Source organism: Mesorhizobium sp. WSM3864, from assembly GCF_002294955.1.
Lineage (GTDB): Bacteria > Pseudomonadota > Alphaproteobacteria > Rhizobiales > Rhizobiaceae > Mesorhizobium.
On sequence record NZ_NSGD01000003.1, the window covers coordinates 345,503 to 360,073 of the forward strand.

Genomic DNA, 14,571 nt, shown 5'->3' on the forward strand with positions numbered 1-14,571 from the left:
AATCCGCGTCCGCGCCCTCTTCAAGCCGAGAGCGACAGGAAACTCCTCGCCCAAACGCGAGATGTGATCAATCGTTCGAGGCAGAAGCTCATCGACACAGAACCGCAGATCGATCCGCACCGGTTGAAGCGGATTTCTCGCAAAGCCACTGGGGTCTAGACCTCGGCCTGCGGGAACATGCCGCTACTGCCGATCGGCCGGCCTAATGATGGTCCACGACCGCGGTGCCAACCTCCTCCAGTTGAAGTTCGACTGCTGCCGGTCCAAGCCCGATATCAGGGTTACAATTTTCGCCAGCGGCAGGGAAGCGAGAGGCGACCCTCTCAGACGCCCGAGACGGCGCAAAGCGCTTTCATCCTGGCGACGGCGAGATCTGGATCGGCCAGCAATCCCGCCTGATCGGCGAGACGGAAGACATCGGCGTAGTGGCAGATGCCGCGCGCCGACTGCATGCCGCCGACCATAGTGAAATGATCCTGGTGGCCATTCAGCCAGGCCATGAAGACGATGCCTGCCTTGTAAAATTCCGTCGGGGCTTCGAAGATCTTGCGCGACAGCGGCACGGTCGGCGCCATCAGCGCGTCATAGCCGGCCCGGTCGCCCTCGGCGAGCCTGGCCAACGCGGCGTTGGCCACCGGGGCGATGGCATCGAAGATGCCGAGCAGCGCATGCGAGTGCCTCTTGCCGTCCCCCGCGATCAGCTCCGGATAGTTGAAATCGTCACCCGTGAACATCACCACGCCTTCAGGCAAGCGGTCGCGCAGCAGCACCTCCTTATGGGCGTCGAGCAGCGATATCTTTATGCCTTCGACCTTGTCGGCGTGCCGCTCGATGATGGCGACCACGGTGTCCAGGGCGGTATCGAAATCATTGCTGCCCCAATAGCCCTTGAGCGCCGGATCGAACATGTCGCCCAGCCAGTGCAGGATCACCTTGCCGGAGGCTTGGCCGAGGATGCGGTCGTAGACGCGGGCATAGTCGTCCGGGCCTTTGGCCACGGCCGCCAGCGCGCGGCTTGCCATCATGATCGCCTTGCCGCCCCCGCCTTCGATAAAGGCGAACTGCTCCTCATAGGCTCGGATCACATCGTCCAGCGACTTTGCCGCGGCCGGCGCCAGATGGTCGGTGCCGGCGCCGGAAGCGAGATCGGCGCCTTTCACCGTGCGCGCCTCGGCGATCGAGCGCCGGATCAGTTCTTTCGCGCTCGCCCAGTCGAAACCCATGCCGCGCTGCGAGGTGTCCATCGCCTCGGCGATGCGGAAGCCGAGCCGCCACAGGTGATGACGGAACGCCATGGTCTTGTCCCAGTCGACCGCCGGCCGCGACCAGGGATCGGTCATGGCGAAGGGGTTGGCGACGACATGGGCAGCGGCATAGGCGACGCGCGGGAAATCCGCGCCGATGATGGGCTGCGCCGGTTGGCCGACCAGCCGGTAGCCGACACGATCGCCATTCTTCGCAGGCAGGATGATGTCCATCGAAATCTCCCTTTGTGGCAGCCTATAGATGGAACGTTCCAATAAATCAAGAACCTTTATGATCCCTGCGACTGAAGCGATCCAACGCAGCGCTGCGGCCCTAAGCCCATACATTTTCTGGCCATCGATCAATTTTTCGAAATCGACATGATTCCCAGTTGACTCCGGTTTGACGCAATGTTTAGAACGTTCCAATAAATTTTAGCGCCGGACGCGGAGGAAGCACGGATATGGCCAGCCGGGCCAAGGCGACGATCCTGGATATCGCCCGCGAGGCCGGCGTGTCCAAATCGACGGTATCGCTCGTGCTGCAAGGCAGCGGGCTGATCCGGCCTGAGACCGCGGTCAAGGTCCGCAAGGCGATCGAGGATGTCGGCTATGTCTACAACCGCGGCGCCGCCAACCTGCGCAAGGCGCATTCCAACGTCATCGGCATGGTGATCAACGATCTCACCAATCCCTTCTTCGCCGAGCTGGCTGTCAGCATGGAGCGCGTCTTTCAGGCCGCAGGCATCGTGCCCTTCATCGCCAACACCGCGGAAAATCCGGTCCGCCAGGAAGAAGTGCTGAAGTCGCTGCTGGAACAGGGCGTCGCCGGTCTGATCGTCTCGCCGGCGCGCGGCACCACGCCCGGCGCCTTCCGCCGCATCGAGGCTGCCGGCGTGCCGGTCGTCTTCGCCATGCGCCGCCTGCCCGAGAGCCGCATCCCCGCAATCGCGCCCGACAACCATCGCGGCGCCTATCTCGCCACCCAGCATCTGATCGGCAAAGGCCACCGCCGGCTGGCTTTCTTCGGCGGTTCGTCCGACCTCGTTGTCTATCACGACAGGCTCGGCGGCTTCATCGAGGCCTGCGAGGCGCTTGGCATCCCGGCCGCCAACCGAACGATCGTCGAAGGCGAGACCAGCCGCAGAGGCGGCATGGCCTGCCTGGAGACCGCGCTTGCGGCAGCCGAGCCGCCGACAGCCGCGCTTTGCTTCAACGACGCCGTCGCTTTCGGCGTCATGCTCGCGCTGCGCAAGCGCGGCCTGGAGGCCGGGGCCGACTTCGCCGTGGTCGGTTTCGACGACGTGGCCGAGGCCGAGCACTACATGCCGGCGCTGACCAGCGTAGCCGTCGACACCCCAGGCCTTGGCGAGCGCGCCGCCCACGTCATGCTGAAGATGATCCAGTCGCGCACGACGCGCGCCGAGGACCATATCGGCGCGGTCAGCCTCGTGGTCAGGGAAAGCTGCGGCCCGAGCCGCAGCGCGCGCGGCACTGGAATGGGAGACGCGGCATGAGCGTGAGATGGGGCCTGATCGGCGCGAGCACGATCGCCAGGCAGTTCATGATCAATGCCATTCGCGCGCAGGCCGACGGCGAGGTTGCCGCCGTGATGAGCTCCAGCGCAGAGCGGGCTCAAGGCTACGCCAAGGAAAACGGCATTCCTAAAGCCGTCTCGACGCTCGATGCGCTGCTTGGCTCGAACATTGATGCCGTCTACATCTCGACCACCAATGAGTTGCATCTCGAACAGGGGCTGGCCGCCATCAAGGCCGGCAAGCATGTGCTCTGCGAAAAGCCGCTGGCCCTGACCAGCGCCGATGCGCGCAAGATGGTGGCGGCGGCCAGGAAAGCCGGCATCGTGTTCGGCACCAACCATCATCTGCGCAATGCCGGCGCGCACCGCGCGATGCGCGAGGCAATCGCAACCGGCCGTATCGGCAAACCGATCGCCGCGCGTGTCTTCCATTCCGTCTATCTGCCTGAAAGCCTGCAGGGCTGGCGCATCACCAGGCCCGAAGCCGGGGGCGGCGTGGTGCTCGACATCACGGTGCATGATGCCGACACGCTGCGCTTCGTGCTCGGCGACGATCCGGTCGAGATCTCGGCCTTCACACAGTCGGCCGGCATGGCCGGCGGCGGGCTGGAGGACGGCGCGATGTGCATCTGGCGCTTCAAGTCCGGCGTCATTGCGCAATCGCATGAAGGCTTCACGACCAAATTCGCCGGCATCGGTTTCGAAGTGCATGGGTCGGAGGGCTCGCTGATCGCCACTGATGTGATGACGCAGAAGCCGGTCGGCTCGGTGCTGCTGCGCACTGCAAATGGCGAGGAAGAGCTGAGCTTCGATCGCGAGGACCTCTACACCCGCTCGCTACGCCAGTTCCATGCCGCGATCCGCGGCGAAGGCCAGCCTTCGGCCACCGGCGAGGACGGCATCTGGTCGCTGGCATCCGCCGAAGCAGCGCTGCAATCCTCGAAGACCGGCAAGGCCGTGATCATCGATCCGCAACTCGGGAGCCTCGCGTGATGAAGCTCGTCACGGCAGCGCATGCCGCCAGCCTGATCAAGGACGGCATGGTTGTCTCGGTGTCGTCCTCGAGCGGCCTCGGCTGCCCCGACGCCGTGCTCGCCGCCATCGGCGAGCGCTTCGATGCGGAAGGGCATCCGAGAGCGATCACCACGCTGCACCCGATCGCCGCCGGCGACATGTACGGCATCAAGGGCATCGACCATCTCGCCAAGCCTGGCCTGCTCAAGCGCACGCTCTGCGGCTCGTATCCGTCCGGCCCCTCCTCCGCCGAGCCGCCGCGGATCTGGCAGATGATCGGCGACAACTCGGTCGCGGCTTACAACGTGCCCTCCGGCATCCTCTTCGACATGCATCGCGAGGCGGCCGCCAAGCGTCCCGGCGTGCTGACCAAGGTCGGCCTCGACACCTTCGCCGACCCGCGCCACCAGGGTTGCGCCATGAACGCCGCCGCCAGCGAGCCGATCGTCTCGGTGCAGCAGTTCGACGGCGAAGAGTGGCTCTATTTCCGCGCAATCGTCCCCAACGTCTCGATCATCCGCGCCACCTCCGCCGACGAGCGCGGCAACCTCACCTACGAGCATGAGGGCGCCTATCTCGGCGGTCTCGAACAGGCATTGGCTGCCCGCAACAATGGCGGCATCGTCATTGCGCAGGTGAAGCGCATCGTCGAGAACGGCACCCTCAAGCCGCACGATGTGCGCGTGCCCGGCGTCTTGGTCGACCATATCGTGGTCGCCCCCGATCAGTTGCAGACCACGCAGACGGCTTACGACCCGGCGATCTCGGGCGAGATCTTCCGGCCGCTCTCCACCTTCCGCACCCCGGAGATGAACATCCAGAAGGTGATCGCGCGCCGCGTCGCCATGGAGTTGCGCGACGGCATGGCCGTCAATATCGGCTTCGGCATCTCCGCCAACGTGCCGCGCATTCTTCTCGAGGAAGGCCAGCACGGCAAGGTCACGTGGGTGATCGAGCAGGGCGCGGTCGGCGGCGTGCCGCTGCTCGACTTCAAGTTCGGCTGCGCCTCGAATGCCGAGGCGATCATGCCCTCGCCGCACCAGTTCATCTATTTCCAGGCCGGCGGCTTTGACGCCTCGCTCCTGTCCTTCCTGCAGATCGACCGCCACGGCTCGGTCAACGTGTCGAAGCTTTCGGCGAGACCGCATGTGACGGCCGGCGCCGGCGGCTTCGTCGATATCACCGCGCGGGCGAAGAAGATCGTCTTCTCCGGCTTCTTCAATGCCGGCGCCAAGCTTTCGCTGGCGAACGGCGCCCTCCGCATCGACCAGGAAGGCAAGGTGAAAAAGATCGTCGAGGAGGTCGAGCACATCTCCTTCTCCGGCAAGCGCGCGGTCGCGCAAGGCCAGGACATCACCTATGTCACCGAACGCTGTGTGATGAAGCTGACCCAGGCCGGGCTGATGGTGACCGAGCTGGCGCCCGGCATCGATCTCGAACGCGATGTGCTGGCGCAGGCCGACACTCCGCTCGCCGTCGCAAACGACGTCAAGATCACGCCGGCGTCGCTCTATCAGGATCGGCCGATCGGCCTGTCGCTCAACGGCGGCGCTTCGCTTGGAGGGGCGCATGGCTGAGCGCCTCGTCACCTTCGAGCAGGATGGCGCGATCGGTACCGTGACGCTCAGGCGGCCGGAAAAGTTCAACGCGCTCGACATTCCGATGCTGCGCGCGCTCGAAGCCGCGCTCGACAAGGCCGAGCTGGCCGAGGGTGTCCGTTGCCTGCTCATCAGCGGCGAAGGCAAGGGTTTCTGCGCCGGCGGCGACGTCGAGGCCTGGGCACAATTAAGCGCCGCCGATTTCCAGGTTCAATGGGTGCGCTACGGCCATCGTGTCTTCGACCGGCTGGCGCGGCTTCGGCAACCGACAATCGCCGTGCTGTCCGGCCATGCGCTGGGCGGCGGCTTGGAATTGGCCGCCGCCTGCGATTTTCGCGTCGCCGAAACCCAGATCAAGCTCGGCTTTCCCGAAACCTCGATCGGCGTCGTGCCCGGCTGGTCTGGTACGCAGCGCGCCGTGCGCCGCTTCGGCGCGCAAACGGTGCGGCGCATGGCAATAGGGGGCGAAGTCCTGCTGGCGAACGAGGCGCTTGCCCTCGGCGTCGTCGACCGCGTCGTCGAAACCGGCAAGGCCTTGGATGAAGCAAAAGCCTGGGGAGAAAAGATCGCCGAGCGTGGTCCGCTCGCAACCGAGGCCGCCAAGCTGATGATCGGCATTGCCGAAGGCGAGGAAGACGCCGCCGCGACGGAAGCGCTGGCCAGCGGCTTCATTGCGCTCACCGGCGATCTCAAGGCCGGTGTCGGCGCCTTCAAGGCCAGGCACAAGCCGGACTTTTCGAGATCTTGAGAGAAGATACGATGAACGCACCGCTTAACATTTCCATGCCGGTCGAAGCGTCTCGGGCGCCGAAGAGCTACAAGCTTCTGATCGACGGCAAACATGTCGGTGCCCGGGATGGCCGCACGATCGAACGCAACAGCCCCGGCCACGGTTTTGCGGTTTCACGCTATGCGCAGGCGGGTGCTGCGGAAGTCGACGCTGCGGTGCAGGCCGCGCACAAGGCCTTCGAGGCCGGCGCATGGCCGCGCATGAAGGCTTCGGAACGCGCCGCGGTGCTGCTCAAGGCGGCCGATCTGATCGAGGGCCGACTGGAAGAGATTGCCAGGCTCGACGCGTTGGAATCCGGCAAGCCGATCGCGCAGGCGCGCGGCGAGATCGGCGGCGCCGTCGACATCTGGCGCTATGCCGCTTCGCTTGCCCGCACGCTCCATGGCGAGAGCTACGCCAATCTCGGCGATGACATGCTGGGCGTGGTCGTGCGCGAGCCGATCGGCGTCGTCTCGATCATCACGCCGTGGAATTTTCCCTTCCTGATCGTCAGCCAGAAACTGCCCTTCGCGCTCGCCGCCGGCTGCACTGCCGTGGTCAAGCCGAGCGAGATGACCTCGGCCTCGACCTTCGTGCTCGGCGATATCCTGCTGCAGGCCGGCCTGCCGGCGGGTGTCGTCAACATCCTCGCCGGCCTGGGTAGCGATGTCGGCGCGCCGATGGTCAGCCATCCGCTGGTTGAGATGGTGTCCTTCACCGGCTCGACCCGCGTCGGCAAGATGACCATGGCGGCGGCGTCCAGTTCGCTGAAGAAGGTGTCGATGGAGCTCGGCGGCAAGAACGGCCAGATCGTCTTCCCCGACGCCGATCTCGAAGCAGCGGCGGATGCCGCAGTCTTCGGCGGCTTCTTCAACGCCGGCGAATGCTGCAATGCCGGCAGTCGGCTGATCGTGCATGAGGCGATCGCGGACGACTTTCTCGGCGCAGTCAAGGCGCTGGCCGAGAGGGTGAAAGTCGGCGATCCGCTTGACGACCGCACCAAGGTCGGCGCGATGATCTCGGCCGACCACATGGCGAAGGTAGCCGGCTATGTGACGGCGGCCAAAACCGGCGGCGGCAGCGTCTTCAGCGGCGGCGGACAGCTCGCCTCCAACGCCGGCCAGTATCTCGATCCGACCATTGTCCGCAACGTTACCGAGGACATGGAAATCGCGCGCGAGGAAGTCTTCGGGCCGGTGCTGTCCGTGCTCACTTTTGAAACGATTGAAAGAGCATTGCACATCGCCAACAACACGCCCTATGGTCTGTCTGCGGGAGTGTGGAGCGCCAGCATCGACACATGCATGTCGGTGGCGCGCGGTGTGCGTTCGGGGACGGTTTGGGTGAATACGTTCATGGAGGGTTATCCCGAACTGCCCTTCGGCGGCTACAAGCAATCCGGTCTCGGACGCGAACTCGGCAAACGCGCCGTGGAGGACTATACCGAGGAAAAGACAATCCAGTTTCATCGCGGCCAGCGCACCGGATGGTGGCTCGGCTGAGTTGGGAGACCCCGGCGGTCACTCCGCCGGTTATGTGAATGCAACAAGGGAGGTAGTACATGTTGCGCAAACTGCTTATCGGAACGGCTCTTGCGACGAGCTTTGCGTTCTCGGCGCATGCCGCGGACGTCAAGGAAGTGCAGATGCTGCATTGGTGGACATCGGGCGGCGAAGCGGCTGCTCTGAACGTGCTGAAGCAGGATCTGGCCAAGGAAGGCTATGCCTGGAAGGACGTGCCGGTGGCCGGCGGCGGCGGCGACGCCGCCATGACCGCTCTGAAGGCGATGGTCGCGGCCGGCAACTATCCGACTGCCTCGCAGATGCTGGGCTACACCGTGCTCGACTATGCCGCTGCTGGCGTCATGGGCGACCTCACCGAGACCGCCAAGAAGGAAGGCTGGGACAAGAGCGTTCCGGCCGCCCTGCAGAAGTTCTCCGTCTATGACGGCAAGTGGGTCGCGGCTCCGGTCAACGTCCACTCGGTCAACTGGCTGTGGATCAACAAGGCCGTGATGGACAAGATCGGCGGCACCGAGCCGAAGACCTTCGACGACTTCATCGCCCTGCTCGACAAGGCCAAGGCCGCTGGCGTCATCCCGCTGGCGCTTGGCGGCCAGAACTGGCAGGAAGCGACAATGTTCGACTCCGTCGTGCTGTCGACCGGCGGACCGGAATTCTACAAGAAGGCGATGAACGACCTCGATGAGGAGTCGCTCAAGTCCGACACGATGAAGAAGTCGTTCGACAACCTTGCCAAGCTCGTCACCTATGTCGACCCGAACTTCTCGGGCCGCGACTGGAACCTCGCCACCGCCATGGTCATCAAGGGCGATGCGCTGGTTCAGGTCATGGGCGACTGGGCCAAGGGCGAGTTCCACGCCGCCAACAAGACCCCGGGCACGGACTTCCTCTGCTACCGCTTCCCGGGCACCGACGGCTCGGTGATCTACAACTCCGACATGTTCGGCATGTTCAACGTTCCGGACGACCGCAAGGCCGCCCAGGTCGCTCTGGCCACCGCCACCCTGTCGAAGAGCTTCCAGTCGGCTTTCAACGTCGTGAAGGGCTCGGTCCCCGCTCGTACCGACGTGCCGGACACCGACTTCGATGCTTGCGGCAAGAAGGGCATCGCCGACCTTAAGGCGGCTAACGAAGGCGGCAAGCTGTTCGGTTCGTTGGCCCAGGGCTATGGCGCGCCCCCGGCTGTCGCCAACGCCTACAAGGACGTCATCTCGAAGTTCGTCCATGGCCAGATCAAGACCTCGGACGAAGCCGTGACCGAATTGGTCAAGGCGATCGACGACGCCAAGTAAGGCGTTTTTGCTGGAGCAATTCCAGGAAAAGTGCATAGCGGTTTTCCGTTCGGAATTGCATAAACAAAACCACTCGAGTTTCCCCCGCTCCGGCGGGGGAGGTCTCCTGTCGAGACGATATACGGGATTGCTGCCTTGTGTGCGCCGCACGCTGGCTGGTCCCCAATAACCGGTACTGGATGAGCCGATGAGCACAGTCGCCGAAACCCAAATCAAGCTGACGCCGGAACACGACGCCCGTCCCGGCGCCTCCGTCCGCTCGCGATTGCAGGACCTTTTGCCGAAGATCGTCCTGGCGCCGAGCTTCGCGGCGACGATCGTCTTCGTCTATGGCTTCATCCTGTGGACGATCTATCTGTCGTTCACCAACTCCAAGACCTTCCCATCCTACGACATCACCGGCGCCCGCGCCTATCAGCGGCTGTGGCGCTGGACCTTCGAGAGCGACCCGCCGTCGAGCTGGTACACCTCGATCACCAACATGGGCATTTTCGGCTTCCTCTACATCCTGATCTGCCTGGCGCTCGGCCTGTTTCTGGCCATCCTGCTCGACCAGAAGATCCGCGGCGAAGGCATGCTGCGGCCGATCTATCTCTATCCGATGGCGCTCTCCTTCATCGTCACCGGCGTCGCCTGGAAATGGTTCCTCGACCCCGGCCTCGGTCTCGAGCAGACGCTACACCAATGGGGCTGGACGAGCTTCCATTTCGACTGGATCAAGAACAAGGATTTCGTCATCTACACGGTGGTGATCGCCGGCGTCTGGCAGGCTTCCGGCTTCATCATGGCGATGTTCCTGGCCGGGCTTCGCGGCATCGACGGTGAGATCATGAAGGCCGCGCAGATCGACGGCGCAACCACCTTCCAGCTCTACCGCCGCATCGTCATTCCGCTGCTCAGGCCGGTGTTCCTGTCGGCCTTCATCGTGCTCGCGCATCTGGCCATCAAGTCCTATGACCTTGTCGTGGCGCTGACCAGCGGCGGACCGGGCGGTTCGGCCTGGCTGCCCTCCAACTTCATGTATGAGTTCACCTTCAAGCGCAACGAGATGGCGGTCGGCTCGGCCAGCGCGGTGATCATGCTGATGACGCTGACCGCGATCATCGTGCCTTATCTCTATTCCGAGCTCAGGGAGAAGCCGCGATGAGCGCCGTCACCTCACCGGCCCGCCAGGCATCGAGCGGCGTCAGCGCCAGGACGATCAACCGCATCGTCATCTACGGACTGCTTGCGCTGTTCGCACTGTTCTACCTGATGCCGCTCTTCGTGATGCTGGTCACCTCGTTCAAGACCATGGACGAGATCCAGAACGGCAACATGCTGGCGCTGCCGCAGTCGCCGACCATCGCGCCATGGTTCAAGGCCTGGGGCGAAACCTGCGTCGGTCTGACCTGCGCCGGGATCAAGGGCTATTTCTGGAACTCCATCAAGATGGTGGTGCCGGCGGTGCTGATCTCGACGCTGCTCGGCGCGCTCAACGGCTATGTGCTGACCAAATGGCGCTTCCGCGGCCACACGCTGGTCTTCGCGATGATGCTGTTCGCCTGCTTCATTCCGTTCCAGTCGGTGCTCTTGCCGATGGCGACCATCCTCGGCAGCATCGGCCGCTTCGGCGCCAGCCTGCAGAACGCGACGGGGTTCAACTTCGGCCTCGGCAACTCGACGGTCAACCTGGCCTTCGTCCATGTGGTCTACGGCCTCGGCTTCACCACCCTGTTCTTCCGCAACTATTACGAGGCCTTCCCGACCGAACTGGTGAAGGCGGCGCAGGTCGACGGCGCCTCCTTCTTCCAGATCTTCCGCCGCATCATGCTGCCGAACTCGATGCCGATCTTCGTCGTCACCGTCATCTACCAGTTCACCAACATCTGGAACGACTTCCTGTTCGCTTCCGCTTACGCCGGCACCGGCGACGTGATGCCGATGACGGTGGCTCTCAACAATGTCGTCAACACCTCGACCGGCGTCGTCGAGTACAACGTCAACATGGCCGCGGCGATGATCGCCGCGCTCCCCACCCTGATCGTCTATGTCGTCGCCGGCCGCTATTTCGTGCGCGGGCTGATGGCCGGCGCGGTCAAGGGCTGACCCTATTTTCTGAAGGAACGACCATGGCTTTTCTGGAAATTGATGGGCTGAAGAAGCGCTTCGGGAATGTCGAGATCCTGAAGGGCATCGATGTCGAGCTCGAAAAGGGCGGCTTCCTGGTGCTGGTCGGCCCGTCCGGCTGCGGCAAGTCCACCCTGCTCAACACCATTGCCGGGCTGGAAACCATCACCGAGGGCCAGATCCGCGTCGACGGCCGCGCGATCAACGATCTGCATCCCTCGAAGCGCGACATCGCCATGGTCTTCCAGAGCTACGCGCTCTATCCGAACATGACGGTTGCCGGAAACATCGCCTTCGGCATGGAGATGCGCGGCGTGCCGGCGGCGGAGCGCCAGGCGGCGATCGACAAGGTGGCAAAGATACTGCAGATCGGTCACCTGCTCAACCGCAAGCCCAGCCAGCTTTCCGGCGGCCAGCGCCAGCGCGTCGCCATGGGCCGGGCGCTGGTGCGCGACCCGAAACTCTTCCTGTTTGACGAGCCGCTTTCCAATCTCGACGCCAAGCTGCGCGTCGACATGCGCATCGAGATCAAGCGCCTGCACGCCACGACCGGCACCACGATCGTCTATGTCACCCACGACCAGATCGAGGCGATGACGCTGGCGACCAAGATCGCCGTGATGCGCGACGGCGAGGTACAGCAGTTCGGCACGCCGGCCGAAGTCTACAACAACCCCACCAATGTCTTCGTCGCCGATTTCATGGGCTCGCCGGCGATGAACCTGATCCCGGCCAAGATCGGCGCCAATGGCGGCGGGCTCTCGGTCGTTCTCGATCGTGAGGCGCGCCAGCCGATCACTCTGTCGCTGCCCGGCGCGCCGACCGGCCTGGCGGCCTTCAAGGACAAGCCGGTCATTTTCGGCGTGCGCCCGGAAGCGCTGACCGATCCAGAAGGCGCCGAGCGCAACGGATCCGAAATCGCCACCGCCGACTGCCACATCGAAGTGGTCGAGCCGGCGGGATCGGACACATTCGCCGTCACCAATCTCGGCGGCAAGGGCGTGGTGGCGCGGCTGCGCGCCGACGCCAGGATCCAGCCCGGCACCAGCACGCCGCTGGCCTTCAATCTCAGCAAGGCGGTGTTCTTCGACCCGGCGACCGAGAAGCGCATTCTCTGATGCATGTCGCCCAAAAGTGGATCCGGTTTTGGGGCAGCGACATGCGTCAAGACAAAGATCTAAAGCGCGTCGTTCCCGTCGGTTCAGTCACGACGCGCTTTAGACCATGACAAATCCAGATATCGTCATCATCGGCTCCGGCATCGGCGGCGCCACGATCGCCTCCGGCTTGGCCGGCAGCGGCGTCTCGATCCTGATCCTGGAACGCGGTGAACCGCTGCCCGCGACGCCGCATGCGCGCTCGACGCGGTCGATCTTCGTCGACGGGCATTACCGGCCGAAGGAGATGTGGCGCGAGGCCGGCGGCGCCGCGTTCAACCCCGGCAATTACTATTATGTCGGCGGCAACTCGAAATTTTTCGGCGCGGTGCTGATCCGCTACCGCAAGGAGGATTTCTCCGAGCTGGAGCATTTCGGCGGTGTCTCGCCGGCCTGGCCGTTCTCCTATGACGAGTTCGAACCCTGGTATTCGAAGGCCGAGCAGCTTTTCCGCGTGCGCGGCGCGCTCGGCGAGGATCCGACCGAGCCGTTCCATTCGATTCCCTATGCCTTCAAGCCGGTGCCCGACGAACCTTCGATCGCGCGTGCCCGCGCCGAGCTCAAAGGCCTCGGCCTGCATCCGGCCTCGCTGCCGCTCGGCGTCGACATCGAAGCCTGGCTGAAGGAGGGCAAGACCGGCTGGGATGCTTTTCCGAACACCGGGCAAGGCAAGGTCGACGCCCAGACCGGGCCTCTGGCGGCGGCGCTCAATGACAAGAACATCAAGCTCGAAACCGGCGCCCATGTCGACTGGCTCGAGGCCTCGCCGGACGGCAAATCGATTGCCGCCATTCATTACACGCAGAACGGCGCGCAAAGGACGCTCTCGCCGAAGCTGGTCATCCTGTCGGCCGGCGCGATCAACTCCGCCGTCATCCTGCTGCGCTCGCCCTCGACAAACGGCAAAGGCCTCGCCAACAGTTCCGACCAGGTCGGCCGCAATTTCATGAACCACAATTCGAGCGCGATGCTGGCGATCGACCCGCGCCGCCGCAACGACGCCGTCTACCAGAAGACGCTGATGCTCAACGACTATTATCTGTCGGACGGCAAGGGCGGTAAACCACTCGGCAACGTGCAACTGCTCGGCAAGATCGACGGCAACATGCTGCGGGCCAATGTGAAGCTGGCGCCGAGATTCGCGCTCGATTTCATGGCCGGCCACGCCGTCGATTGGTACCTGATGTGCGAGGACCTGCCCGATCCTGAAAGCCGCATCCTGGTCGACGGCAAGGAGATCGTCATGCAGTGGCGGCGCTCCAACATGCAGTCGCTGGAAGGCCTGACCAAAGTGATGCGCGAAAACTTCCGCGCCTGCGGTTACCCGATCGTGCTGTCGCGCCCCTTCGACAAGCGCACGCCCTCGCACCAGTGCGGCACGGTGCGCATGGGCAACGACCCCGCGACGGCGCCACTCGATACGTTCTGTCGTGCTTACGACCATAAGAACCTGTTCGTCGTGGACGCCGGCTTCCTGCCGACCTCGGCGGCGGTCAATCCGGCGCTGTCGATCGCAGCCCAGGCGCTGCGCGTGGCAGACCATATCCGCAAGAGGGAGTTCGCGGCATGACCCGCCCGGCAGCCATCGTCACCGGCGGCGCGCGCGGCATCGGCCTTGCCTGCGCCGAGGCGCTGGCCGATGCCGGCTTCGATATTCTTGTTGCCGACCTTGCGGACAAGCCGGCCGATGGACTTGCCGAAAGCATCGCCGCGCGCGGCGCGAAGTTTGCCTATGCCAGCTGTGACATCGCTGATCTCGCCGGCCATCCAAAACTGGTCGCGACGGCGGTGGACGCCTTCGGCAGCATCGATTGCCTCGTCAACAACGCCGGCATAGGCGCCGTCGTGCGCGGCGACCTTCTGGAAATGAAGCCTGATAATTTCGACCACGCGCTAAACATCAATCTGCGCGGCACGGTGTTCCTCAGCCAGGCCGTCGCCAAGGCGATGCTGGCGACACCCGCCAGCTTTGCGAGGTCGATCGTCACCATCACCTCGGTCAGCGCGACAATGGCCTCGCCGGAGCGCGCCGACTACTGCATCTCAAAGGCAGGGCTTTCGATGTGGGTGAAGAACCTGGCGCTGCGGCTCGCCGCGGAAAACATCGGCGTGTTCGAGGTGCGGCCGGGCATCATCCGCACCGACATGACGGCAGGCGTATCCGCCAAATATGACGCGCTGATAGAAGGCGGGTTGGTTCCGGCCAAACGGTGGGGCGAGGGCGCCGATATCGGCGCTGTGGTGGCCGCACTAGCGAGCGGAAAATTCGGCTTTGCAACCGGATCGGTCATCGATGTCGACGGCGCGCTCTCCGTGCCCCGTTTGTGA

General features: G+C 64.1%; 12 protein-coding genes. 11 read left to right on the forward strand and 1 reads right to left on the reverse strand.

Going from position 1 to position 14,571, the window contains the following annotated elements:
• Positions 1-323 precede the first annotated feature (323 nt).
• Positions 324-1,478, reverse strand: a complete 1,155-nt coding sequence (locus CK215_RS09470; protein WP_067002534.1) for a dihydrodipicolinate synthase family protein — start codon at positions 1,476-1,478, stop codon at positions 324-326.
• 230 nt (positions 1,479-1,708) lie between these two features.
• On the opposite strand from CK215_RS09470, the gene CK215_RS09475 reads away from it, so the two are divergent.
• From CK215_RS09475 to CK215_RS09525, 11 genes are all read left to right on the forward strand, one after another.
• The gene (locus CK215_RS09475; protein ID WP_095830770.1) at positions 1,709-2,761 is read left to right on the forward strand and encodes a LacI family DNA-binding transcriptional regulator; all 1,053 of its coding nucleotides are present in this window, start codon (positions 1,709-1,711) and stop codon (positions 2,759-2,761) included.
• A complete protein-coding gene (locus tag CK215_RS09480) occupies positions 2,758-3,774 on the forward strand; it encodes a Gfo/Idh/MocA family oxidoreductase (protein ID WP_095830771.1) in 1,017 nt (338 codons plus the stop codon). The genes CK215_RS09475 and CK215_RS09480 overlap by 4 nt, the downstream gene beginning before the upstream one ends.
• Positions 3,774-5,372, forward strand: a complete 1,599-nt coding sequence (locus CK215_RS09485) for an acyl CoA:acetate/3-ketoacid CoA transferase (RefSeq protein WP_170950270.1) — start codon at positions 3,774-3,776, stop codon at positions 5,370-5,372. The genes CK215_RS09480 and CK215_RS09485 overlap by 1 nt, the downstream gene beginning before the upstream one ends.
• Complete coding sequence (locus tag CK215_RS09490; protein WP_095830773.1) at positions 5,365-6,141, forward strand: enoyl-CoA hydratase/isomerase family protein; 777 nt, start codon at positions 5,365-5,367, stop codon at positions 6,139-6,141. The genes CK215_RS09485 and CK215_RS09490 overlap by 8 nt, the downstream gene beginning before the upstream one ends.
• An 11-nt stretch (positions 6,142-6,152) precedes the next feature.
• Positions 6,153-7,664 (forward strand): aldehyde dehydrogenase family protein, encoded by a 1,512-nt coding sequence (locus tag CK215_RS09495; protein ID WP_095830774.1) that lies wholly within the window; start codon positions 6,153-6,155, stop codon positions 7,662-7,664.
• Positions 7,665-7,723: 59 nt separating this feature from the next.
• Positions 7,724-8,977, forward strand: a complete 1,254-nt coding sequence (locus tag CK215_RS09500; RefSeq protein WP_067002546.1) for an ABC transporter substrate-binding protein — start codon at positions 7,724-7,726, stop codon at positions 8,975-8,977.
• A gap of 187 nt (positions 8,978-9,164) precedes the next feature.
• On the forward strand, positions 9,165-10,124 hold the full coding sequence (locus CK215_RS09505) for a sugar ABC transporter permease (protein WP_067002547.1): 960 nt from the start codon (positions 9,165-9,167) through the stop codon (positions 10,122-10,124).
• Positions 10,121-11,065, forward strand: a complete 945-nt coding sequence (locus CK215_RS09510) for a carbohydrate ABC transporter permease (RefSeq protein ID WP_067002549.1) — start codon at positions 10,121-10,123, stop codon at positions 11,063-11,065. The genes CK215_RS09505 and CK215_RS09510 overlap by 4 nt, the downstream gene beginning before the upstream one ends.
• 23 nt (positions 11,066-11,088) lie before the next feature.
• Positions 11,089-12,204: an ABC transporter ATP-binding protein gene (locus tag CK215_RS09515; RefSeq protein WP_095800491.1), complete on the forward strand. Its 1,116-nt coding sequence runs from the start codon at positions 11,089-11,091 to the stop codon at positions 12,202-12,204.
• A gap of 106 nt (positions 12,205-12,310) precedes the next feature.
• Entirely contained in the window at positions 12,311-13,813 is a 1,503-nt protein-coding gene (locus tag CK215_RS09520; RefSeq protein WP_095830775.1) for a GMC family oxidoreductase, read from the forward strand.
• Entirely contained in the window at positions 13,810-14,571 is a 762-nt protein-coding gene (locus CK215_RS09525; RefSeq protein WP_095830776.1) for a 3-ketoacyl-ACP reductase, read from the forward strand. Before CK215_RS09520 ends, CK215_RS09525 begins: the two co-directional genes overlap by 4 nt.